Below are 20,620 nucleotides of genomic sequence, written 5' to 3' on the forward strand. Positions count from 1 at the left end.
GGTCGAAACCGGCCGAGGATCAAGCCCCGGCCGGCGCTAGATTCATATCGTGAGACTTAGCCCCAGCACTTGTCGGTGCCGACCTTGGTGTCGATCGACTCAAGGCCAGAGACCGGCTTGTCGGTGACGAGCGAAACACCCGTATCGAAGAAGGACTTGCCTTCGGTCGGCTTCGGCTTTTCGCCGCTGTCGGCGAACTTCTTGATCGCCTCGATACCGAGCGAAGCCATCAGCAGCGGATACTGCTGGGAGGTGGCGCCGATGACGCCTTCCTTGACGGACTTGACGCCTGGGCAACCGCCGTCAACCGAGACGATCAGAACGTTCTTTTCCATTCCGACAGCCTTGAGGGCCTGGTAAGCGCCGACGGCGGCCGGCTCGTTGATCGTGTGAATGACGTTGATGCTCGGATCCTTCTGCAGAAGGTTCTCCATCGCCTTGCGGCCGCCTTCTTCGTTGCCGTTCGTCACGTCATGACCGACGATGCGCGCATCGTCCTCGTCGCCGATCTTGTTCGGGTCCTTGGTGTCGATGCCGAAGCCCATCATGAAGCCCTGGTCACGCAGAACGTCGACGGTCGGCTGCGACGGCGTCAGGTCGAGGAAGGCAACCTTGGCATCCTTTGCCTTGTCGCCGAGCGTTTCCTTGGCCCATTGGCCGATCAGCTTGCCGGCGAGCAGGTTATCGGTTGCGAAGGTTGCGTCGGCAGCGTCAGCCGGATCGAGCGGCGTGTCGAGGGCGATCACCAGGAGACCTGCATCGCGGGCCTTCTTGACCGAGGGGACGATGCCCTTCGTGTCCGACGCTGTGATCAGGATGCCCTTCGCGCCGTCGGCAATGCAGCTTTCGATCGCGGCAACCTGGCTTTCGCTGTCACCGTCGATCTTGCCGGCGTAGGACTTGAGCGTCACACCCAGTTCCTTGGCCTTGGCCGTCGCGCCTTCCTTCATCTTGACGAAAAAGGGATTGGTGTCGGTCTTGGTGATGAGGCAGGCGGAAACATCCGCGGCCATTGCCGGCGCCGAAAAGGCGACACCGAGGGCGAGCGCGCCAAGCGCGGCAGAAAGCACTGATTTCTTCATTTAGTCCTCCCGAGATTAGCCGGCCCACCCCTTGGCGGTGCCGGATTGACAGGCGCGAGAAACGCTGCAGTCTCGCCGGCGGCCTCCTCCAAGCCGTTCCGCGCCGTTGACGATGGCAATTAAGAGCGAAAGAAATTGCCTTGTCAATAAATAAATCCAATTGAATTATTAATTCGATATGGCATGCTTGATGAAAATAGGGCATAGGCCCCGAGACGGGAGGATGGCCAATGTCGTCTTTGGACGGTCCGGTACATACGCCGGCTCAACTGCCTATTTTGAGTCCGGCAGGAGGCGCGAACCAGATCAGGGTGCGCGCCTATAACGAGCGGCTTGTGCTGTCGCTGGTGCGCCTCTACAGCTCCCAGTCGAAGGCCGATATCGCCCGCCGAACCGGGCTTTCGGCGCAGACGGTCTCCGTCATCATGCGCGCATTGGAGAAGGAAGGGCTGCTCTCGCGCGGAGAGCCGGTGCGTGGCCGGGTTGGCCAACCGTCTATCCCGATGCGACTCAATCCCGACGCGGTTTACTCGTTCGGCGTGAAGATGGGCCGACGCAGCGCGGACCTGGTGCTGATGGATTTCCTGGGCAAGATCCGCCTGCAGCTTCACCAGACCTATGCCTATCCGCTGCCCGACGTTTTCCTGGATTTCATCACATCAGGCATCCGCGAACTTGAAAGCCGGCTCGACGAGAAGCAGCGTAGCCGCATTGCCGGCATCGGCATTGCAGCACCTTTCGAGCTTTGGAACTGGGAAGAGGAAGTGGGTTCGCCCAAGGGCGCGATGGATGTGTGGCGCGATTTCGATCTCCACGCCGAGATTGCTGCCCGCGTGCCCTACCCCGTCTACCTACAGAACGACGCGACAAGTGCCTGCGGCGCAGAACTCGTGTTCGGTATCGGCCCTTCCTATCCCGATTTCGTCTATTTCTTCATCGGCTCCTTCATCGGCGGCGGCATTGTCCTCAATTCCGCTATCTTTTCCGGGCGCACGGGTACCGCCGGTGCCATCGGCCCGCTCCCCGTCCGCGGCAAGAACGGCGAAACGCTGCAATTGCTCGAAGTCGCGTCAATCTTTGTTCTGGAAAACATGCTGCGCGAGCGCGGCCTCGACCCGCAGCCGCTCTGGTATTCAGCCGACGACTGGATCGACTTCGGCGAACCTCTGGAGATGTGGATCCAGGACACGGCTCGAGCGCTCGCGCAGGCAATCGTCGCAGCCGCCTCGATCATTGACTTCAGTGCTGCCGTGATTGACGGCGGCTTTCCCGGATGGGTGCGAGAACGGATTGTGCAGGCAACGATCCACGAGGCAGCCATGCTCGATCTTCAGGGCGTCGTCATGCCCGACATCATCGAAGGCGCGGTCGGCGCCCATGCACGCGCCATCGGTGGCGCCAGCCTGCCGATCTTCGCGCGCTATCTCACCGACCAGAACGTTCTATTCAAGGAGGTCGAAAATGCTGAAGGGACTTAACCCGCTTCTGAGCCCGGAATTGCTTTCGACGCTGCGTGCCATGGGGCATGGTGACGAGATCGCCATCGTCGACGGCAATTATCCCGGCGTCGAACATGCCCGCCGATTAATCCGCCTCGATGGCCACGGCATCGTGCCCGTTCTCGATGCCGTTCTGAGCGTCCTGCCGATTGACGACTTCGTCCCGGACGCGATCTTCCGGTCAACCGTCAAGGCCGAGCGCGACAAGCTCGACCCGGTTCATGAGGAAATGATCGACTGCTGTACTCGCCACGAGCCGCATCGGCAGGTCGTGCCCCTCGTCGGTGCTGATTTTTACAATCGTGTGCGGGCCGCTCATGCCGTGATCCAGACCAGCGAACCCCGGCTTTATGCCAATATCATTCTGCGCAAGGGCGTCATCTACCCAGAGCAGGCGGCCGATCATGCCGTCGAGAAGGCAGAGGTCGACCCGTTCACCTACTAAGCGTTAGATCTCGCCGGCCAATGGCCCCCACACGTCTGTCAGGGCAAAGCCGCCCGGATGCGGATCGAAGGGATCGAGCGCGACCTGCGAAAGGCCGAAGGTGAAACCACGGCCTGTGATGGTGGGAACGATCGCGGGACGACCGGCGACCACGGTTTCCGCCAACAGTCCAACTTCGAACTCCGAGCCGATGATCGAGCGCGACTTGAAGACATCGCCGACCTTTGCCTTGCCGCGCGCATGCCGCGCCGCGAGATTGGCAGAGTTGCCGGTGCCGCAAGGCGAACGATCGGCGCGGCCCGGCCACATGGTGGTGCATGTACGAACGGTACCGTCCGCCTCGAGGTCGCGGAACATGACATAGGCAACGCCAGAGATTGCGGGGATTTCCGGATGGACAACCTCGATGCTGCGATTGATCAGCTCCTTCAACACCATGCCTGCCTGCACCAGGGCAGCGGCATTGCCCTTCTCGATTGTCAGGTTGATCTGCCCCACATCGACCAGCGCGTAGAAGATCCCGCCGTAGCAGAGATCGACCTTAATCTTGCCCCAGTGCGGTGTGTCGACCTCCACATCCAGCTCGTGCACGAAAGACGGGACCATGGTGAGCTTCACCTTCTCGCAGCGCCCGTCGCGGCAGGATGCCGTCGCCTTGACGAGGCCGGCGGCCGTCTCCAGCGTGATGACGGTTTCCGGCTCCTTCATCTCGACGATACCGGATTCCAGCAATGCGGTGGTGACGCAGATCGAGTTCGAGCCCGAGCTTGCATGCGCCTGGTCCGGCTGCAGGATGATGAAGGCCGCGTCGGCATCCGGATGCTTCGGCGGCAGCAGCAGATTGACAGAGCCGATCGGCGCGCCGCGCGGCTCGAGGCAGAGGAAGCGGCGCAGTTCCTGGCCCTTCGGATCGGTGTTCAGCCAGTTCAGCTGCTCGGCGACCGTATTGCCGGGAATCTTCGGCACACCGCCGATCGCCACCTTGCCAATTTCACCCTCGGCGTGAACGTCCAGAAGCTGGATCGTGCGCTTCCATCTCATCAGTCAACTCCTCTCAAGCGTGCCGCGTGATGGCGCCATCAACGCGAAATCTGTCCGGCGATGTATCGAGGCCTCCGACAGCACCGCGCGGTCATTTTGCCGACGTGCTTCATCCTGTTCTTGTCTGCCGTTTCCGGCGTCGATTGTCGATACAGCTCGATTTGAGCCTGATATATCAGATCGCTGGCGATTGCCTACGGGAATTTTTGACGGGAGCACAAACGCCCCGACGCCGCCATGCCTCGCGGCATCCGGGCAGTCTGCGGAAGACCTCAGCAGATCGGCTCGCAGCAAGCGTCGGAGCTTCACCGACAAAGCGGATTTATGGGGGCTGAAATAGAAAAGAGCCCGGCGCGGGAGGAGGTGCACCGGGCTCTTGATCCTGACTGACAACTGGGAGGAGGAGTGTTGTCAGTCCGATGAAGGAGCGCTGGGAGGAGGAGTGCGCTGCCTTCGAGATAATAGATAGCCCATTGTTTCGATCAGGTATAGGGAAATTACCGCAATGCAGCAATGCAATTTACGCATAGCTCTACTGACCATGCAGCCTCTTTTTGCGGCATTTTTGATCAGTTAGTCAATTTCTTAGGCGAAGCAGGCCAAGTCTGCTCAGGGGGCGCTCACAGTCCATCAGATGGTGCCCGGGCTGCGGCGCGCCCATGCCGCCGCGAAAAATATCACCGAAAATTGAAGGAAATCGATGATGGGAGAGGCGGGAGATCGTCCCGCCTTCCCTTTGGCACAACGCAATCAATAGCCGTTATCGCATGGCATGCTGCCATCGCCATTGGTGCCGCCGAACGAGTTTTGGCAGTAGGTTTGCCGTTGCATCGGCCGCACCGGCTGATTGCCGATCGAACCTGTGGTGCCGCCCTCGACACCGAAGGCTGCCAGCGGATACCAATAGCCATCCGGACCGCGGCGGGTGCCGGCACGCTCAGTGCGCGAGCCACGATAGCCGTTCAGATAGCCTGCCCGCTGCTGAGTGTATTGCACCATTTCCACATTCGAGGCGCTTGGGAGAGGAACCTGCTGCACAGGTGCCGCCTGAACGGGAGTGATTGATGCCAGCGCGAGAAGAGTTCCAGCCGACAGGGCGGAAGCGAATCTGGACATTTTCATGATAAACCCTCCTTTCGGATTTACCTGAGAAAAATGCGTTCTGTCGTAGTAAAGTTCCGCGATCACACGCAGCCTCCTGCTCTCGTGATCGACAGCGACTGCGCGTGATGTGCAGGTCCTGGGTCGCACGCAGCTGCGTACTCCACGCAGATGGCGCATCGAGCGATCCAGTGCCCCTCGAAGGTAAACTCACCGAGCTGAACCTATCTTTCGTAGTTGCGGTATCCCTGGCTCGACAGGCATGTGACATACTGCCGGTGTGCGGCAGCGGTCGCGTTCGCTTCCTCCTCGGTCGGATCGATCGGATAGCCAGTCATGCCGGCGCGCAGTTCGTATTGCTTCTTCGCCTCGCGGTACATGAAATTGCCATCGGCGGTGCAGATGTGATGCGCGATGCCCGGCAGGTTGAGCGGTGGGTCAAAGGGCGCGGCGACGGGCACCAGGGTCGGCGCATTGGCATCGACGCAGCCGGCAAGCGCCGCAACAACCGCGCACCACGCCAACGCTTGCACCATACTCCTCAGCATATTCCCTCCGGCCGGCCATGCGCCATGAATCGCTGCACGCGCGCAGCGCCGACCTCACCATCGCTTCGCAATATTGCGCCAAGCTAGCCAGCCGGCCCTGGTGCCGGACCTCAGACTATGTTCGCCCGCTCAATCCGAAGCGGCTGCGGTAATCTCCCGGCGACAGCCCGGTGATCTTCTGGAACACCTTCCGAAAAGCCCCCGTGTCCTCGTAACCGGCTGCAACGGCTGTCTGCTCAACCGTGCGGTTCGAGAACTCCAGCATTTCGCGCGCCTTTGCGACCCGCAGGTGCTGGCAATATTCAGTCGGTCGAAGGCCGGTCGCCTTGCGGAAACGACGCAGGAAAGTGCGCTCCTCCAGGCGGGCGCGCTCCGCCATCGCCGCAAGCGTCACCTCGCGCGCGCCGCTCGCATGCAGCCAGTGCTGCACCTTGAGGATCTGCTCGTCGCCATGGTGCAGGCGCGGCGAGAAACTGCTGTAGCAGCGCTGTTGCCTGCCCGGCGGATCGGCGAGAAGGTAACGCGCGGTCTCAAGCATGATGGTCGATCCCAACAATCTGTCGACGAGTTTGAGGCCGAGATCGGTCCAGGCCATCAGGCCGCCGGCCGTTATGACATCGCCGTCATCGATGATGAGCTTGTCGGTGTCGACCCGCACCTCAGGAAAACGTTGCGCCAGCAATTCCGCACAGGCCCAGTGGGTCGTCGCCATGCGGTGCGCCAGGAGACCCGTTTCGGCAAGCAGGAAGGCGCCGATGCAGACGGAACTAAGCGTCGTTCCCTCCGCATGCCGCTCACAAAGCCAACGCGCCAACGGAGCGGCTTCCTCCGATGTCATCGGCTCGCCGAAGCTTGGAGGCAGGATGAGTACGGTCGGCGATCCTGGCGGGGTACCCGGCGCGGTATCGAATACGCGCTCGACAGCCGCCGAGACTTCCTCCCCTCGCCAATGACTTACACGCAGGACGGGGCTTCCCGACGATTGCCGGGCCGTTGCGAACCGATTGGCCAGGTTGAAGAGATCGGTCAGGCCGTAGACGGCTGCGAGCTGGACGTTCGGATAAAGCAGGATGCCGATCTCGGCCGGCAGGCCGGTCTGGCTCATTTGTCAGTTTTGACCTTGATAATGTCAATTTCGCCAATCCACACCATGCCGCTTCAGACATAGTTTGTCCATCAACGGACGGGGATCGTCCCCGGAGGAATGAAAGGATACAAGGACATGCACAAGCGAGCCCTCATCGTCGTCGACATTCAGAACGATTATTTTCCGAACGGCAAGTGGCCGTTGAGCGGCGCCGAAACAGCCGCCGACAATGCTGCCCGGATCATCGCGGCAGCCCGCGATGCAGGCGAACTTGTCATCCACATCAGACATGAATCCGTGGGCGAGAATGCCGCCTTTTTCCTGGCCGGTTCAACGGGCGCGCAGATCCACCCGAAAGTGCTGAACCGGCCTGGCGAGACGGTCATTGTCAAGAACCATGTCAACTCGTTCCGTGAAACGGATCTGAAGGCGACACTCGACCGCAATGGCATCGAGGATGTCACGGTTGTCGGCAGCATGAGCCACATGTGCATCGATGCCGTGACGCGGGCGGCCAGCGATTTCGGCTATCGGGTAACCGTCATCCATGATGCCTGCGCAACGCGCGACCTCGAATTCAACGGCACACTGGTCCCTGCCGCTCAGGCGCATGCGGCATTCATGGCGGGGCTCGCCTTTGCCTACGCCTCTGTACTCTCGACGAACGAGGCGCTGGCCATGCGCGGCGAGCTGAGAGCCTCGGCTTAAGCCCGCGATAACTGACGCGGGTCAACTGCATGCGGAGCACTGGGGTGACCAGGTGACGGCCCTTGCCCCGTGCGATCATCGGCCAAGGGAACCCGCCGCAGGCATCTGCGGCCATTCGCCGTTGACTTCACAGGCGATGAGAGGAGAATGCCTTCTATGCCTCCCCGCGCAATATAAAGGGGTGCCCAAGATGACTATCGCAAGGAAACTTCAGGATTATATCGACGGTGAAGGTATCGCCTACGACACCGTCCCTCATCATCGCACAGCGACAACCAGCCAATCGGCACAAGCCGCCCATGTTCCGGGCAGCCGGCTGGCTAAGTCCGTCGTTGTACATCATGAAATGGGATACGTCCTGGCCGTTGTTCCGAGCACACACCGGATCGAGCTCAGTACTTTGCAGGATCTGATGAACAAGCGTCTCGGCCTCGCCTCGGAAGATGAGGTCAGCTCACTTTTCGCCGATTGCGACATTGGCGCAGTTCCGCCGATCGGATCGGCCTACAACGTGCCTGTCATCCTCGACGAAAGCCTCGGCAACGCCAGCGATGTCTATTTCGAAGGCGGCGACCACACGACGCTGGTGCATGTCAGCGGACCCAACTTTCGCAACCTCATGAAGAATGCGCAAATCGCCCGCTTCAGTCACCGGCCGTGATGTTGTGTTTCCAGGGGCTACCGACGCTGGACTCGATAACGGCCGGACGAGATGAAACTGCGAACTCGTATATAATTGTTATCGCTGTCGATTTTGAAGCGGCAGGCCTACTTCGCGCTATCTCCGGATCTTGCCGAACGACACCGCAAGATCCAGCCCCGGCATAGCATCGCAGAAATTACGCAACCTTGCCAGGTCAGCAGCATACCCTAGTTTGAAGTCGCGCGGGATTTTCGCGACCGATGTGCATGCCGTTGTTCTAACGCAGCTTTTCAAATCACAAAGGGCCTCCATCATGTCGGACAAATCCAAGAAAGGCATCGATCGCCGCGATCTGTTGATTGCATCCATTGCCACGGTCGGCGCGTCGGCTGCCCTCGCCGTCAACGCTGGTGCTGCGGATGCCCAGGACGCAGCGACACCCGCTGGCCATCCAGCATCAGGAACGGCCTATACCGGCGATGTTATCCAGGGGAAAAAAGTCGTCAGCACGCTCGACGTCAACGACCTGGAGCCGGGGCAGAAGCACTTTTTGTATTTTCAGGGTGCGCAGATGCCCACGGGTCAGCACTGGTATGTGTCTGTCACGGTCGCCAAGGGGGTAAGGCCGGGTAAGCGCGGCGTCCTGACCAGTGGTGTGCATGGCGACGAAATGAGTAACATTCACACGGTCCAGACCGTGATGAACCAGCTCGATCCGGCGCAGATGTCGGGCACGGTCATGGCGGTGACCGACGTGGCACGCCCGGCCATTGAAAGCATGCAGCGCAGGTGGCCCAATCAGGGCAGAGGCCCAGATCTGATCGATATGAATCGGGAATGGCCCGGGAACGAGAACGGTGCCGCCGCGCCCAGCCGACACGCCGGGCTGCTGTTCAACCGGCTGCTGCGGCCGAACGCCGACTTCGCGATCGACTTCCACACCGGAACAACCGGATTCGAAGTCACCGCATTTAATATTGGCGGCATGGATGTGCCCGAGGTCAAGGCAATGGTGGAGCTCTATCCCGTCGGCCAGATCTTCGACAACCATGTCTATCCCGGTGTCTTGCACAACGCGTTTATGGACGCGGGCATACCGTCCTTTACGCCGGAGATTGGCGCTGCTCGCGTTCTGGACATCGAGATGATCTCGCTGTTCGTGGAAGGTACGATGAACGTCCTCAAGCATCACGGCATCGTTGCCGGGCCGATGGGCAGGACAGGCAAGGACGTGAATGTCTTCGTCGGCAACAGTGCGTTCCCGATCCTGGCAACCCATGGCGGGATCGTCGAGCATTTGGTCAAGCTCAACGACAAGGTCGAACCCGGACAGAAGGTGGCCATCCAGCGCAATAGCTTCGGCGAAGTGGTCGCGGAATATACGAGCGGCGTGGCCGGAGAGATAACGGGCCAGCGCAGCGATGCAATGTCCGAGCCCGGCAACCCCCTGGTATTCATCCTCTTCCACAAGGCGGCGCCGGAGGGCGTTGAGTCCTATCCCGAGTGACCCCGTATGAGCGATTCTTCGTCTGGAATGACATGAAACGGCGCACTGCAGAGGATGAAACTGGAAACCAATATCTTATTGCTGGCGCTCTATGATATGCGCCACGCGCAGCGCCATCAGCGGCACGCAGTCTCATCGCTGCGTCCAGTTTCTATACGTTTTCGGCAGAATGAATTTCCCAGTACATGCCGCCCATTGCAGGGCGTTCGATGCAGTCAAGGCTGCATGGTCCGCGAGCTAGATCATCCTTTAGCATGCCCGCTGGATTGTCGCAGACATCGACCCCGGGTCGCCGAGAAAGTGATGGGTCAAGACGCGGAGATTGCCACTCAGGCGCTGACAGACACCAGAAGAGCGCAAGAGTGCCAAACGTCACGATGACTGGATTATTTCTTGAGGACTGTGGTCCATGAAGGCATGAGCGTCACTATGAGTGCCTCATACCGGCTCTTATTTGCCACCCACAGTAGCTATAGAGAAAATGGCGCACCCGAAGAGATTCGAACTCCTGACCCCCAGATTCGTAGTCTGGTGCTCTATCCAGCTGAGCTACGGGTGCGTGCCGGAAGCGGCCGAACCGCTTGCGTGGGCGGTTCTCTAAAGGGTCCTTTGGGGGATTGCAATAGGCTTTCTGAAAAAATCGCGACTTTGGTGGTGCAGAGCCGAAATGGGCAGAAATGCATCACTTTTCCTGGAGCGCGCGGCTGCGGTAATCGTCAAGGGATACCGGGCGGTCCGGAATCTCGATGCGAAACTGCGTTCCGACCGAGGGCTTTTCCACAAGCGCGATCGTGCCGCCGTGGGCCAGCACCAGTTCGCGGGCGATCGCCAGCCCGAGGCCCGTGCCGCCAGAGCGGGCTGAGCCGCGGAAGGCAGCGAAGAGATTCTGTCTGGCCTTCTGCGGCATGCCGGGGCCGGTGTCGTCGACGATGATGCTGACGACGCTGCCGACGCGCTGGGCCGAAACCGTGATACGCTTGCCGCCATCTGGCCCGCGTATCGCACCCTGCCCATTCAGCGCCTGCACGGCGTTGCGACAGAGATTGTGGATGACGCGGAACAATTGCTCGCTGTCTGCATCGACCTCGAGCTCAGGCCCCATCTGTTCAATGAACTCAATGCCGCTCTGAGCATCGATCGCCAGCATGTCCTTCACGTCCTGGGTCAGGTCAAAAAGCCGAATGCGGCGCCGGCGAGGCGCGGCTTCGCTTGCCTGACCATAGGACAACACCTCGGTCGTATAACCGACGGCGCGGTCGATAGTGCGCAACAGTTTTGGCGCAAAGGCCTTCACCATCGGATCATCGACATCCACGAGACGGTCCGACATCAACTGTGCCGAGGCCAGGATGTTGCGCATGTCGTGATTGATCTTCGAGACAGCAAGACCGAGCGCTGCCAGGTTCTTCTGCTGCTTCAACGTCTTTTGCAGTTCCATCTGCATCGAGGTCAGGTGTCGGCCGGCGACCGCGAGTTCATCGCGCCCGCCATCACCGACAAAGACGTTCTGCGGATTTTCCGGATCGGAGGAGAATTGCTGCATGCTGCCGGTCAGCTTGCGAATCGGCCGGATTAGAATGCGGTTGATCGCGAAGAACACCAGTGTCGCGGTGAACAGCGAAATCAAAATCGACAACAGAAAAACGTTGCGGGAGTAAACAAGCATCGCATTGCGAAGGTGCTTGTCCTTCATCACCACTTCGACGCCGGTGTTGGTGTCCTGCACCGGGCCATAAACGCGGATCATGCGGTTGCCGCCGAAGATCAGCGTATCGAGCGCATCGCTGATCGCCGTCAGGGCCGGAACATTGGTCAGGTCGTATTGCTCGTCGACGGAGGTCGGCATGTCGGTCGTTGCCAGCAGACGCGAGGTGCCCTCTTTGCGCAGCACGATCGCCTTGGTGCCGGTCGCCTCCAGCGTCTCCTTCTGCAACGCGCGCGGTAGCTCCACCGGCTGCAGTCCGTCGATGACGATCGCAGCCGCAGCCGCGGCGTTCAACCTCTCGTCCAGCCATCGCAGGCGCATAGCGGCCACCGAGGGAAAGAAGATCAGCACCTCGGCGAGCATGATGCAGACAACCGTCAGCCACAGCAGCTTGCCGGTAAGCCCGCCGAACTTCCCGGACGGCCGCTGTTCCGCCTTGTCGGCCTCGGTCCCGGCAGCACCGCCTGGGGGAAGATTGTCGCCTTGATCGTGGGCTTGCATCGTCTTTCGTCCGCTCGGCGCCGGGCGCCCATTGCGCCTTCTATATTAGACCATGACGGTCCGCTTTCAAATCTTTGCGAGCAAAGCCATTTGCGACAAAAGGAAACGCCGCCCGAGGGCGGCGATTCCAATCGATCGAAAAGATGAAGAAGGATCAGAACTCTTCCCAATTCTGCTCGGCGACGGCGGCATTGCCGCTGAACGCCCGGGCGACGGTGCCCATGGCACGACGGGCCGGAGAGGCGACGGGACGATGTTCCTGATGGCGGGCAACGGCAACCGGGGCCGCAGCCGCCACGTTCGAGACCTTGAAGCGTGAGATGAGACGGACGAGGCCGTCGGCTTCGCCGGAGAGCTTGTGCGTTGCAGCCGAAGTCTCCTCGACCATGGCGGCGTTCTGCTGCGTCACCTGGTCCATCTGGTTGACCGCCGTGTTGACCTCCTTAAGGCCGGTCGACTGCTCCTTCGCGGCGGTCGCGATCGAGTGAATGTGGTCGTTGATCGCGTTGACACGTCGTTCGATCTGGGACAGCGCCTCGCCGGTCGCCTGCACCAGCTTGACGCCGACCTGGACCTCGTCGCCGGACTTGGTGATCAGGCCCTTGATGTCCTTGGCGGCCGTTGCCGAGCGCTGTGCGAGTTCGCGAACCTCTTGGGCGACGACGGCGAAGCCCTTGCCTGCCTCGCCGGCACGCGCGGCCTCGACACCGGCATTGAGAGCAAGCAGGTTCGTTTGGAAGGCAATCTCATCAATGACGTTGATGATCTGGCTGATTTCGCGCGAGGCCTGCTCGATCCGGCCCATGGCGTCGACGGCATTGCGGACAACCACGCCAGACTTGCCGGCGTCGTCCTTGGCCTCGGATACCATGACGCTGGCTTCCTGAGCGCGCTCGGTCGAATTGTTGACCACCGCCGTGATCTCATCGAGGGCGGCCGAGGTCTGCTCGAGAGCAGCGGCCTGCTGCTCGGTGCGCTTGGAGAGATCGTCGCTTGCTGAACGCAACTCGTTGGTGTTGCCGTGGAAACCTTCTGCCGTCTCGCGCACTTCGCGCATGGTCGTCTGCAGCGTCGCGAAGGTACTGTTGACGTTCTGCTGCAGTTCGGCGAAGGCGCCCTGGAAGCTGCCGCGCATCGTCTGCGTGAGGTCGCCTTCCGCCAGGCTTGCAATCACGCGGCGCGTTTCGCCGACGCCGGCATCGATGCTGGAGAGGAGATGGTTGATGTTGCTGGCGAACTGATTGAGGTTGTCGTCGCCATAGTCCTTTTCGATGCGGCGGCTGAAATCACCCGCAGCTGCCGATGCAACGACAACGGACATGCTGGACTGCAGATCGTCGCTCTTGGCGCGCATGGCGGCTTCCTGCGCATTCATGCGGCGTACTGCGAGCCCATTTTCCTTGAAGACGGCAACGGCAGCAGCCATTTCGCCGATTTCATCCTGGCGGCCGGCGAAAGGCACTTCAGCGTCAAAGTTGCCATCGGCGACTTCCTTGATCGCGTCCGTGACCTTCTTGACCGGGCGGCTGAGCTGGATGGTGCCGATGTAGAAGCCCATGCCGACGCCGGCCATGATGCCAACGCCGGTGATCGCAACCACCAGCCACAAAACGGAGGTGCGCGAGCTTTCGACCTGCGCATTGACGGCGTCCAGCGTCGCCTTGTCAGTGGCGACAATCGCATCGATCTCCGCCTGGAAAGCCTTGCGGTTGGCGCGGTTGGCGTCGTTGTTACCCTGCTCGTTCGCAGCCTGGGGGCTCACTTCAGTGCCGAGACGCGCTGTTTCGGCGCGGAATGTCCGGAATTCCTTCGCGCGTTCGGTCATTTTCACGAAGGTATCTTTCTGGCTTTCCGGAACGAGCGGAGCCCAGGAAACAATGACCTTGTCGATCTGGTCGAGGTCGGCCAGCAGTCCCTTGGCAAAGTTTGCGGCCTCCTTTGTCGACTGCGCGTTATAGATTCCGCGCGCCTCCATCACTGTTGCCGTCACGAAGCGGTTAAGGCGCTCACCGGCATAAGCGCGATCGGACGCATCTCCGTATGCCGACAGATTCTCATCGTATTGATGCACGGCCCAAAGTGCCGTTGCCCCGATCAGCAGTGCGACGCCGCACATGGCGGAGACAAGCAGATTGATCTTACCTCGAATTTTCAAAGGAAGCCCCCCAAGACTAATCACAAGCCGGGAAAGCATTCCGGCCGATAGTTAAATTTGGCCGAAATAAATTAACGTCAGCTTTCGGATGCTTGGCCGCATCACTACAAAAAATTACCTGTACTTAGTCGTCACCGCTTCTTTTTTTGCGCCGGAAACGCTAGAGTGCCGCAAGAATGCGCGCAGCGGTTGCGATCGAAGAAAAAATATTACGCACGCGGCGCGTTAACACGTCATCACAAACATTAATGAGCCTCGCTAAATCTTGTATCGCAGCCGCGAATTCGGAAATTCCGGGCGATAATTGACTTTGGCGGCCTTCATCCGTATAAGCCGCCGCACGTCCGGTCATTTAAGGCTCTCGTTAGCCTCGCCCGTTCGAAAAACAACGCTCCTTGCATTATGCAAATTCAAGAAGGGCCGCACTCCGCGGTGTTTAAATAAATGAAGCGTACGTACCAACCATCCAAGCTTGTTCGCAAGCGCCGCCACGGTTTCCGTGCACGTATGGCCACCAAGGGCGGCCGCAAGGTTATCGTTGCTCGCCGCGCACGCGGCCGCAAGCGTCTTTCGGCCTAAGGCCGGAATTGCCCGATAAGAGATGGCGGGCGAATTGACGACCAACAATAAGAAAATGACTGCCGGGCGACTGCAAAGCCGCCCGCAGTTTCTTGCTGTCCGCCAAGGCGAAAAACGCAAGGGCGGTTTCTTTCTGCTCGAGGTGCTCGACCGGAAGGAACCCGAGACCGAAGCCCGCGTCGGCTTCACCGTCACCAAGAAACACGGCAATGCAGTCGAGCGAAACCGCATGCGGCGGCGCCTGAAAGAGGCGGTGCGACTTCATGCAGGGTTTGCAATGCAGCCCGGACACGACTATGTGGTTGTCGCGCGAAGGGACGTGCTCAAAGCGCCCTTCAGAGAATTAGCCGCAGAGCTCAAAGCTCGCGTCGAGACCAAGCCGAAACACAAGCGGTCCGGAGACGGCCGCCCCAGGAACGCATGATGCAAAACAACCGCAACTACTTCATTGCGATCGCTCTCTCCGTGCTGATCGTTCTCGGGTGGCAATTCCTCTATATGAATCCGCGCATCGAAGCGCAGCGCAAGGCAGAACTCGCTCAAAAGGCGCAGCAGAAGACCGAACAGATGCAGACGCCGGCAGCTGGCGGCGCCAATCCGGCCCAACCGAATGGGACGGCTCCGACTGCAACGACGCCCCCGTCCCTGATCGACGCGCTGGCAAAGTCGCCGCGCGTTACGATCGATACCGCCGCTCTTGCAGGCTCCATCAATCTCGTTGGTGCTCGTCTCGACGACCTGAAGCTCAAGGGCTACCACGAGACCGTCGACGACTCGAGCCCGATCATCACGCTGTTCAGCCCGTCTGAAACCAAGGACGGCTATTTTGCAGAACTCGGCTACATCGGCGATGCTGCCACCGGTGCGGTTCCCGGCCCCACGACGGTCTGGACGGCACCGGAAGGCGCAAAACTGACCGAGAAGACGCCGGTTACGCTCACCTACACCAACGACAAGGGCATCACCTTCGCCCGCACGATCTCGGTCGATGAGCACTATATGTTCACCGTCACCGACAAGATCACCAACGCCGGCCAGGCGGCAGCTGCATTGTCATCCTATGGCCGCGTCACGCGCTACAACAAGCCGGCAGTCGCCTCGACCTACGTTCTGCACGAAGGCTTCATCGGCGTCATCGGCGACAGCCTGATCGAAAGCAAATACGCAGCCGTCGAGAAGGAAGCGGTCACGCCGGCAACGGCAACTGGTGGCTGGCTCGGCATCACAGACAAGTACTGGGCAGCGACGATCATTCCGCCGCAGCAGACACCATACGATGCGCGCTTCACGCACTTCACGGATGGCCAGCCGCGCTTCCAGGCCGACTACAAGCAGAACGCCGTCACGGTGGCACCGGGCCAGTCGCTCGAGTTGAGGAACCTCGTCTTTGCCGGCGCCAAGGAAGTTCCTGTTATCGACGGCTACGAAAAGACCTATTCGATCCCGAAATTTGATCGGCTCATCGACTGGGGCTGGTTCTACTTCCTGACGAAGCCGATGTTCAGGCTGATGGACTTCTTCTTCCGCTACTTCGGCAACTTTGGTGTCGCCATCCTGATGACCACCATCGTCGTCAAGGCGCTGTTCTTCCCACTCGCCAGCAAGCAATACGCTTCGATGGCGAACATGAAGCGCGTGCAGCCGAAGATGGAAGAGCTGAAGGCGAAGTTGGGCGACGACCGCATGGCTCTGCAGCAGGCAACGATGCAGCTCTACAAGGACGAGAAGATCAATCCGATCGCCGGTTGCTGGCCGATCGCGTTGCAGATCCCGATCTTCTTCTCGCTCTATAAGGTGATCTACATCACCATCGAGATGCGCCACGCGCCGTTCTTCGGCTGGATCCAGGATCTTTCAGCGCCCGATCCGACCTCGTTCATCAACCTTTTCGGCCTGCTGCCGTTTGCGGCGCCGACCTTCCTGCATCTCGGCGTCTGGCCGCTGATCATGGGCGTGACGATGTTCCTGCAGATGCGCATGAACCCGACGCCTCCGGATCCGACGCAGGCGATGATCTTCAACTGGATGCCGCTGGTCTTCACGTTCATGCTGGCGAGCTTCCCGGCCGGTCTGGTCATCTACTGGGCCTGGAACAACACGCTTTCGGTCATCCAGCAGTCGGTGATCATGCGCCGCCACGGCGTGAAGATCGAACTCTTCAGCAATCTGAAGGGCCTCTTCAAACGAAAGCCGGCACCGACAGAAAAATGACGAAAGCCCCGCTTCGGCGGGGCTTTTCATTTGTGCTGACATCGCCGCCGTGTCCCGGCAACTGGCGGACCGGCGGTTGACAAAATCGCCCGAAACCTGAATGCCATAGTCTCACTGGATTTGGACTGGAAAAGGCCGAATGACCGACAACAAGAACGACAAGCCGCTCTTCGGGCGCCCCTGGACCTTTATCCGGGGCGTTCCATCCCTGAAATTCCTGCCGCCAGAAGGGCCGCTGGAAGTGGCCTTTGCCGGCCGCTCGAACGTCGGCAAGTCTTCTTTGATCAACGCGCTCGTCAGTCACAAGGGTCTGGCGCGCACCTCCAATACGCCTGGCCGCACGCAGGAACTCAACTACTTCGTGCCGGAGGGCTATTCGGGTGAAGGCGGCGACCTGCCGCCGATGGCGCTGGTCGACATGCCGGGCTACGGCTACGCACAGGCGCCGAAAGATCAGGTCGATGCCTGGACGAAGCTCGTCTTCGACTACCTGCGCGGGCGCGCGACGTTGAAGCGCGTTTACGTGCTGATCGACAGCCGCCACGGAGTGAAGAAGAACGACGACGAGGTTCTCGATCTGCTCGACAAGGCGGCCGTCTCTTACCAGATCGTTCTCACCAAGACGGACAAGATCAAGCCGCCGGCGGTGACCAAGCTGCTCGCGGAGACGACGGAAAAGATCAAGAAGCGGCCAGCCGCTTATCCCGGAGTCATTGCCACGTCATCGGAAAAGAGCGAGGGGCTTGATGACCTGCGCGAGGCGATCGCACAAACGGTCGGCATCGCCAACTGGAAATGAAGGAGGCGCCCCGGGGTGGAATTGGGCGCCTCTAGAACCTGCCTGAACTTACTTACATCTTCGGCAGCAGAACCTTGTCAACGACGTGGATGACGCCGTTGGACTGCTTCACGTCGGCGATCGTGACGTGGGCGACATCGCCGTTTTCATCGGTGAGCGTGATCTTGCCCATGCTTTCCTTGGCCTTCAGCACGCAGCCGCCGACCGTCTTGATGTCGTGTTCGCCGCCGTCGGCCTTGATCATCTTGGCAACCGTCTTGGCCATCGCATCAGCGGCGACGACGTGGCAAGTCAGAACTTTCGTCAGCTGGGCCTTGTTCTCAGGCTTCAGCAGCGTATCAACGGTGCCGGCGGGCAATTCCGCAAAGGCTTCGTTGGTCGGAGCGAAGACGGTGAAAGGTCCCTTGCTTTCCAGCGTCGATACGAGGCCAGCTGCCTTGACGGCAGCAACCAGTGTCGTGTGATCCTTCGAATTCATCGCATTTTGGACGATGTCCTTCGTCGGATACATGGCAGCGCCGCCGACCATCGGGTTCTTGGCCTGCGCAGCGAAAGCAAATGCGGAAACGGCAGCAGCAAGCACACTCAAGCGCAGTGCGGACTTCATCATGATTGTTCTTCTCTAACGTCCGCGCACACGACCGGCCGAATGCCGGCGTTCCGTTGCGGACATGAGGATCTACGAAAGGCTCGCAGAAAGAGTTTCAGTGCGCCTGCTGAGAAACATCAGCGGCGATGCGCCGTGCCGCTCGCCACGATCGGCCCCGTGACCTGCCCCGTCGGCGACCCGCCAAAGGGTTCGAGGCTAACGGCGAGGGTCGCACCCTCGTCTATACTGCCACGCATATCAGCGGATATGACCAACTCGCCTGCCTGATCTGGAGGAAACAGGCCAAGCGATCTTGGCGCGCCGCTTGCCGGAACGAGCCAAAGCTCCAGGGACTTCTCTTCAGGCTTGCCGGTCGCCACGGGTACGATCTTCAGTTTTCCGCTCCGCCGCTCATAAGAGGCCAAGAGGTTGACCTGGCTGTTGGCGGCGGTCAGCTCAGCCACAAGCGGCGCGGAAGTCTGCGGCGGAGCGACAACGACGGTCGCAATCGTCAGCGCGCCCACCGTCATCAGCAGCGAGACGAGCGCAAGACAGCGCCAGAAGACGATGGAGGCCCACAGACCGCGTGCAGGAGCCGCGGCCGCCTCTGGCGAGCCGAACAGCCGCTCTTCGATCCGCTTGAACGTTTCCTGACCGGGGCTGACGACGTCGTAATCATCGTTGAAAGCGGAGAGGTTGGTCTCCCAGCGGCTGACGATGGCTGCGAATTGTCTATCGCGGCGCATCCGCTCCTCCACGACCCGCCGATCCTTGAAAGAAAGAACACCAAGAACATACTCACCGGCGAGTACCTCGTCGCGGGAGCGACCTCCCTTGCTCTGATCCGGCGATGTCATCGTTCCATGCACCCTCTCAGTTTCAAAAGGCTGCGACGCAGCCATGTGCGCATCGTGTTCAAAGGGACGCCAAACTGATCGGCCAGTTCCTGATAGCTTTGTCCTTCGACGTAAGCTTTCTTCACCGCCATTGCCCGATCAGCTTCCAACTCTTCCATGCAGGTGTCAATCCGCCTTCCCTCATCCTTGATCACAGTCTGTATCTCTGGGGAAGGATCGTCATCCGCGAGGTCGTATGCGCTGTCCAGTTCGTCGGCGACCGGCTTGCGCGCACGCATGATATCGATCGCCTGATTGCGGGCAATTGCCGCAAGCCAGGAGGACGGCGTCCCGGAGCCAGCGGCAAAGACGCCGGCGTGTTGCCAGATCTTGACGTAGACTTCCTGCAGCGCCTCCTCGGCCTCGGTCCTGTCTCTCAAGATACGCAGGCAGATGGAAAGGAGTTTCGGACTCGTCTCGCGATAGAGCGTCGCAAAGGCCTTGCGATCGCCGATCGCAACGAGGCTTATCAAATATGCGATTTCGTCGCTGGTCATCCCATGCCTCTTGCCAAACGCCCCGCCTCCTCGAACCCGCTCGCCACCACATACGGAAAACTAATGGGCTCTAGATTATTCCATCTGTCAAAAACTTGAGATAAAAGGCCGCGATCAATTCCGCGGGGTATCCCATGAACCAGTCCGAAAGCGAAACCCAGGCACGCCTCCTTGCACAGGCCCTGCCCTTCATGCAGCGTTACGAAAACAAGACGATCGTCGTGAAATACGGCGGCCATGCCATGGGCAATCCCGAACTCGGCAAGGCTTTCGCGAGCGATATCGCACTGCTGAAACAATCGGGTGTCAACCCGATCGTCGTCCATGGCGGCGGACCGCAGATCGGCGCGATGCTGACCAAGATGGGCATCGAATCGAAATTCGAAGGCGGGCTGCGCGTCACCGACGCCAAGACGGTCGAGATCGTCGAGATGGTTCTCGCCGGCTCGATCAACAAGGAGATCGTCGCGCTCATCAACCAGACCGGTGAATGGGCGATCGGCCTTTGCGGCAAGGACGGCAACATGGTCTTTGCCGAAAAGGCGCAGAAGAAGGTCAAGGATCCGGATTCGAACATCGAGCGCGTGCTCGACCTCGGCTTCGTCGGTGAGGTGGTCGAAGTGGACCGCACGCTGCTCGACCTGCTTGCCCGCTCCGAGATGATCCCTGTCATCGCTCCGGTGGCTCCCGGTCGCGACGGGGCAACCTACAACATCAACGCCGACACGTTTGCCGGGGCGATCGCCGGTGCGCTGAATGCCACCCGCCTGCTTTTCCTGACGGATGTTCCCGGCGTTCTCGACAAGCAGGGCAACCTGATCAAAGAACTTTCCGTTGCGCAGGCGCACGCGCTTATCGCCGACGGAACGATCTCAGGCGGCATGATCCCGAAGGTCGAGACCTGCATCGATGCGATCAAGGCAGGCGTCCAGGGCGTCGTCATCCTGAACGGCAAGACGGCCCATTCCGTGCTGCTCGAGATCTTCACCGAGCATGGCGCCGGAACCCTGATCGTTCCCTAGTCGCA

Annotated in this window: 21 protein-coding genes and 1 tRNA gene; 10 read left to right on the plus strand and 12 right to left on the minus strand. The window is 60.2% G+C overall.

All coding sequences use genetic code 11. The annotated features are described in order from the left end of the window. Window positions 1-56: 56 nt before the first annotated feature. A complete protein-coding gene (locus BSG20_RS02395; RefSeq protein ID WP_072371366.1) occupies window positions 57-1,082 on the minus strand; it encodes a sugar ABC transporter substrate-binding protein in 1,026 nt (341 codons plus the stop codon). A 230-nt stretch (window positions 1,083-1,312) separates the two neighbouring features. Between BSG20_RS02395 and BSG20_RS02400 the strand changes: the two genes are divergently transcribed. Both BSG20_RS02400 and BSG20_RS02405 read left to right on the plus strand, forming a co-directional pair. Next, a complete protein-coding gene (locus tag BSG20_RS02400; RefSeq protein ID WP_024316731.1) occupies window positions 1,313-2,560 on the plus strand; it encodes an ROK family transcriptional regulator in 1,248 nt (415 codons plus the stop codon). Beyond that, entirely contained in the window at window positions 2,544-3,026 is a 483-nt protein-coding gene (locus BSG20_RS02405) for an RbsD/FucU family protein (protein WP_072371955.1), read from the plus strand. The genes BSG20_RS02400 and BSG20_RS02405 overlap by 17 nt, the downstream gene beginning before the upstream one ends. 3 nt (window positions 3,027-3,029) lie before the next feature. Here the strand turns inward: BSG20_RS02405 and BSG20_RS02410 are convergent, their stop codons facing one another. From BSG20_RS02410 to BSG20_RS02425, 4 genes are all read right to left on the minus strand, one after another. Then, window positions 3,030-4,067 (minus strand): 4-hydroxyproline epimerase, encoded by a 1,038-nt coding sequence (locus BSG20_RS02410; protein WP_072371369.1) that lies wholly within the window; start codon window positions 4,065-4,067, stop codon window positions 3,030-3,032. A 750-nt stretch (window positions 4,068-4,817) separates the two neighbouring features. Further along, window positions 4,818-5,189, minus strand: a complete 372-nt coding sequence (locus BSG20_RS02415) for a surface protein (RefSeq protein WP_072371372.1) — start codon at window positions 5,187-5,189, stop codon at window positions 4,818-4,820. Between the two features lie 203 nt (window positions 5,190-5,392). Beyond that, window positions 5,393-5,716, minus strand: a complete 324-nt coding sequence (locus BSG20_RS02420; protein ID WP_072371375.1) for a hypothetical protein — start codon at window positions 5,714-5,716, stop codon at window positions 5,393-5,395. A gap of 115 nt (window positions 5,717-5,831) precedes the next feature. Continuing rightward, on the minus strand, window positions 5,832-6,821 hold the full coding sequence (locus BSG20_RS02425) for a GlxA family transcriptional regulator (RefSeq protein ID WP_072371378.1): 990 nt from the start codon (window positions 6,819-6,821) through the stop codon (window positions 5,832-5,834). A 117-nt stretch (window positions 6,822-6,938) separates the two neighbouring features. On the opposite strand from BSG20_RS02425, the gene BSG20_RS02430 reads away from it, so the two are divergent. The 3 genes from BSG20_RS02430 (at window position 6,939) to BSG20_RS02440 (ending at window position 9,661) form a co-directional block, all read left to right on the plus strand. Further along, the gene (locus BSG20_RS02430; RefSeq protein WP_072371957.1) at window positions 6,939-7,511 is read left to right on the plus strand and encodes a cysteine hydrolase family protein; all 573 of its coding nucleotides are present in this window, start codon (window positions 6,939-6,941) and stop codon (window positions 7,509-7,511) included. A 190-nt stretch (window positions 7,512-7,701) separates the two neighbouring features. Beyond that, complete coding sequence (locus BSG20_RS02435) at window positions 7,702-8,172, plus strand: aminoacyl-tRNA deacylase (protein ID WP_024316738.1); 471 nt, start codon at window positions 7,702-7,704, stop codon at window positions 8,170-8,172. Between the two features lie 295 nt (window positions 8,173-8,467). Then, window positions 8,468-9,661 (plus strand): M14 family metallopeptidase, encoded by a 1,194-nt coding sequence (locus tag BSG20_RS02440; RefSeq protein ID WP_072371959.1) that lies wholly within the window; start codon window positions 8,468-8,470, stop codon window positions 9,659-9,661. Between the two features lie 482 nt (window positions 9,662-10,143). Here BSG20_RS02440 and BSG20_RS02450 read toward each other — a convergent pair. The 4 genes from BSG20_RS02450 to BSG20_RS35455 all read right to left on the minus strand — a co-directional run bounded on the left by BSG20_RS02450 (window position 10,144) and on the right by BSG20_RS35455 (window position 14,374). Next, window positions 10,144-10,220, minus strand: a tRNA-Arg gene (locus tag BSG20_RS02450). A gap of 123 nt (window positions 10,221-10,343) precedes the next feature. Then, window positions 10,344-11,867 carry an ATP-binding protein gene (locus tag BSG20_RS02455; protein ID WP_072371381.1) on the minus strand — a complete coding sequence of 508 codons (1,524 nt, stop codon included), beginning with the start codon at window positions 11,865-11,867 and terminating at the stop codon, window positions 10,344-10,346. A 154-nt stretch (window positions 11,868-12,021) separates the two neighbouring features. Continuing rightward, window positions 12,022-14,022 (minus strand): methyl-accepting chemotaxis protein, encoded by a 2,001-nt coding sequence (locus tag BSG20_RS02460; RefSeq protein WP_177309800.1) that lies wholly within the window; start codon window positions 14,020-14,022, stop codon window positions 12,022-12,024. A gap of 160 nt (window positions 14,023-14,182) precedes the next feature. Further along, window positions 14,183-14,374: a hypothetical protein gene (locus tag BSG20_RS35455; protein WP_143147459.1), complete on the minus strand. Its 192-nt coding sequence runs from the start codon at window positions 14,372-14,374 to the stop codon at window positions 14,183-14,185. 92 nt (window positions 14,375-14,466) lie between these two features. Here BSG20_RS35455 and rpmH point away from each other — a divergent pair, with 92 nt between their 5' ends. The 4 genes from rpmH to yihA all read left to right on the plus strand — a co-directional run bounded on the left by rpmH (window position 14,467) and on the right by yihA (window position 17,611). Further along, the gene (rpmH, locus tag BSG20_RS02465) at window positions 14,467-14,601 is read left to right on the plus strand and encodes a 50S ribosomal protein L34 (RefSeq protein ID WP_016552555.1); all 135 of its coding nucleotides are present in this window, start codon (window positions 14,467-14,469) and stop codon (window positions 14,599-14,601) included. Between the two features lie 22 nt (window positions 14,602-14,623). Then, window positions 14,624-15,025 carry a ribonuclease P protein component gene (gene rnpA / locus BSG20_RS02470; RefSeq protein WP_024316742.1) on the plus strand — a complete coding sequence of 134 codons (402 nt, stop codon included), beginning with the start codon at window positions 14,624-14,626 and terminating at the stop codon, window positions 15,023-15,025. Next, window positions 15,025-16,812: a membrane protein insertase YidC gene (yidC, locus tag BSG20_RS02475; RefSeq protein WP_072371961.1), complete on the plus strand. Its 1,788-nt coding sequence runs from the start codon at window positions 15,025-15,027 to the stop codon at window positions 16,810-16,812. The genes rnpA and yidC overlap by 1 nt, the downstream gene beginning before the upstream one ends. A gap of 139 nt (window positions 16,813-16,951) precedes the next feature. Further along, window positions 16,952-17,611, plus strand: coding sequence for a ribosome biogenesis GTP-binding protein YihA/YsxC (gene yihA, locus BSG20_RS02480; protein ID WP_072371386.1), 660 nt, complete (start codon window positions 16,952-16,954; stop codon window positions 17,609-17,611). 52 nt (window positions 17,612-17,663) lie between these two features. Here yihA and BSG20_RS02485 read toward each other — a convergent pair whose 3' ends face one another. The 3 genes from BSG20_RS02485 to BSG20_RS02495 all read right to left on the minus strand — a co-directional run bounded on the left by BSG20_RS02485 (window position 17,664) and on the right by BSG20_RS02495 (window position 19,593). After that, on the minus strand, window positions 17,664-18,221 hold the full coding sequence (locus BSG20_RS02485; protein WP_072371389.1) for a fasciclin domain-containing protein: 558 nt from the start codon (window positions 18,219-18,221) through the stop codon (window positions 17,664-17,666). 116 nt (window positions 18,222-18,337) lie between these two features. Then, window positions 18,338-19,057: an anti-sigma factor gene (locus BSG20_RS02490; protein ID WP_072371393.1), complete on the minus strand. Its 720-nt coding sequence runs from the start codon at window positions 19,055-19,057 to the stop codon at window positions 18,338-18,340. After that, window positions 19,054-19,593, minus strand: a complete 540-nt coding sequence (locus BSG20_RS02495; protein WP_072371396.1) for a sigma-70 family RNA polymerase sigma factor — start codon at window positions 19,591-19,593, stop codon at window positions 19,054-19,056. Before BSG20_RS02495 ends, BSG20_RS02490 begins: the two co-directional genes overlap by 4 nt. 134 nt (window positions 19,594-19,727) lie before the next feature. Here BSG20_RS02495 and argB point away from each other — a divergent pair, with 134 nt between their 5' ends. After that, complete coding sequence (argB, locus tag BSG20_RS02500; protein ID WP_007529633.1) at window positions 19,728-20,615, plus strand: acetylglutamate kinase; 888 nt, start codon at window positions 19,728-19,730, stop codon at window positions 20,613-20,615. The last annotated feature ends 5 nt before the right edge of the window (window positions 20,616-20,620 follow it).

The sequence above is a fragment of the Rhizobium tibeticum genome (assembly GCF_900110205.1).
GTDB lineage: Bacteria > Pseudomonadota > Alphaproteobacteria > Rhizobiales > Rhizobiaceae > Rhizobium > Rhizobium tibeticum.

Excerpts from the sequence above, each read along its gene's own strand:
- BSG20_RS02400 (WP_024316731.1), top strand. The coding sequence starts at position 1,313 with ATGTCGTCTTTGGACGGTCCGGTACATACGCCGGCTCAACTGCCTATT.
- BSG20_RS02405 (WP_072371955.1), top strand. The coding sequence starts at position 2,544 with ATGCTGAAGGGACTTAACCCGCTTCTGAGCCCGGAATTGCTTTCGACG.
- yidC (WP_072371961.1), top strand. The coding sequence starts at position 15,025 with ATGCAAAACAACCGCAACTACTTCATTGCGATCGCTCTCTCCGTGCTG.
- BSG20_RS02495 (WP_072371396.1), bottom strand. The coding sequence starts at position 19,593 with ATGACCAGCGACGAAATCGCATATTTGATAAGCCTCGTTGCGATCGGC.
- BSG20_RS02440 (WP_072371959.1), top strand. The coding sequence starts at position 8,468 with ATGTCGGACAAATCCAAGAAAGGCATCGATCGCCGCGATCTGTTGATT.
- BSG20_RS02455 (WP_072371381.1), bottom strand. The coding sequence starts at position 11,867 with ATGCAAGCCCACGATCAAGGCGACAATCTTCCCCCAGGCGGTGCTGCC.
- BSG20_RS02430 (WP_072371957.1), top strand. The coding sequence starts at position 6,939 with ATGCACAAGCGAGCCCTCATCGTCGTCGACATTCAGAACGATTATTTT.
- BSG20_RS02410 (WP_072371369.1), bottom strand. The coding sequence starts at position 4,067 with ATGAGATGGAAGCGCACGATCCAGCTTCTGGACGTTCACGCCGAGGGT.
- yihA (WP_072371386.1), top strand. The coding sequence starts at position 16,952 with ATGACCGACAACAAGAACGACAAGCCGCTCTTCGGGCGCCCCTGGACC.
- argB (WP_007529633.1), top strand. The coding sequence starts at position 19,728 with ATGAACCAGTCCGAAAGCGAAACCCAGGCACGCCTCCTTGCACAGGCC.
- BSG20_RS02425 (WP_072371378.1), bottom strand. The coding sequence starts at position 6,821 with ATGAGCCAGACCGGCCTGCCGGCCGAGATCGGCATCCTGCTTTATCCG.
- rpmH (WP_016552555.1), top strand. The coding sequence starts at position 14,467 with ATGAAGCGTACGTACCAACCATCCAAGCTTGTTCGCAAGCGCCGCCAC.
- BSG20_RS02435 (WP_024316738.1), top strand. The coding sequence starts at position 7,702 with ATGACTATCGCAAGGAAACTTCAGGATTATATCGACGGTGAAGGTATC.
- BSG20_RS02420 (WP_072371375.1), bottom strand. The coding sequence starts at position 5,716 with ATGCTGAGGAGTATGGTGCAAGCGTTGGCGTGGTGCGCGGTTGTTGCG.
- rnpA (WP_024316742.1), top strand. The coding sequence starts at position 14,624 with ATGGCGGGCGAATTGACGACCAACAATAAGAAAATGACTGCCGGGCGA.
- BSG20_RS02395 (WP_072371366.1), bottom strand. The coding sequence starts at position 1,082 with ATGAAGAAATCAGTGCTTTCTGCCGCGCTTGGCGCGCTCGCCCTCGGT.
- BSG20_RS02485 (WP_072371389.1), bottom strand. The coding sequence starts at position 18,221 with ATGATGAAGTCCGCACTGCGCTTGAGTGTGCTTGCTGCTGCCGTTTCC.
- BSG20_RS02415 (WP_072371372.1), bottom strand. The coding sequence starts at position 5,189 with ATGAAAATGTCCAGATTCGCTTCCGCCCTGTCGGCTGGAACTCTTCTC.
- BSG20_RS35455 (WP_143147459.1), bottom strand. The coding sequence starts at position 14,374 with ATGACCGGACGTGCGGCGGCTTATACGGATGAAGGCCGCCAAAGTCAA.
- BSG20_RS02490 (WP_072371393.1), bottom strand. The coding sequence starts at position 19,057 with ATGACATCGCCGGATCAGAGCAAGGGAGGTCGCTCCCGCGACGAGGTA.